Source organism: Pseudomonas sp. HMSC065H01 (genome assembly GCF_001815235.1).
GTDB lineage: Bacteria > Pseudomonadota > Gammaproteobacteria > Pseudomonadales > Pseudomonadaceae > Pseudomonas > Pseudomonas aeruginosa.
Genome location: NZ_KV819911.1, coordinates 1 through 666, shown reverse-complemented (window position 1 = coordinate 666; position 666 = coordinate 1). Strand labels below are relative to the sequence as shown.

Genomic DNA, 666 nt, shown 5'->3' with positions numbered 1-666 from the left:
TGCAATAGATCGTCCATGGTGGGTCCCCCTTCGGCAGGAGATATCGTTTCGATCAAGTGGGAATGCCTTCGCGTTTTATTTCCGGGACCGGAATGCTCAAGGCGCGCAATTGCTGGAAGACGTTCATGAATTCGCGGTTGCGCTTGATCTTGCCGTCTTCAAGTTCGAAGGAATGCAGGAAGTGGTTTTCGTAATAACCTTCGGGATATCCGGGGAAAAGAATCTTGCCGTGACCGTCGCATTCGACCCAGAAATGATTGGGGTCGTCGGTTCCGAATATATTTATGTTGTACCACTCCCAATCGGGAAAGCACTTCAATGACCAGACGGCATGTTCCGCAAGTTTGTCTTTGCCACGAATGACGATGGGCGAGCCGGTATCGGTGGTCCATAAACCGCCACAGCCGTCCTCGACGAAAAGTTCATGGCGGCGCAGGCGATCCTGGCCTTTGGTATTCATGTACTTCTCGACGGTGGTGCGATTCTTTTCGCGAAGTTCGTTGGCATCGGTGAAACCGATTGGATTTGTCGTATCAGGCATCGTCAATGCTCCTTGGCGGTAGATGTCATTCAAGTGGGAATACCGTCACGTTTTATTTGCGGAACGGCTATTCCCAATGCACGCAGTTTCTGTATCGGGTTCATGAACTCGCGATTACGTTTTAT

At 50.6% G+C, this 666-nt stretch carries 2 protein-coding genes; both read right to left on the bottom strand.

The window, feature by feature from the left end; genetic code table 11:
• Positions 1–52: 52 nt before the first annotated feature.
• The gene (gene phzB / locus HMPREF3014_RS24105; protein WP_023086940.1) at positions 53–541 is read right to left on the bottom strand and encodes a phenazine biosynthesis protein PhzB; all 489 of its coding nucleotides are present in this window, start codon (positions 539–541) and stop codon (positions 53–55) included.
• Positions 542–570: 29 nt separating this feature from the next.
• On the bottom strand, positions 571–666 hold a 96-nt coding region (locus tag HMPREF3014_RS33885), incomplete at its 5' end, for a PhzA/PhzB family protein (RefSeq protein WP_193393450.1).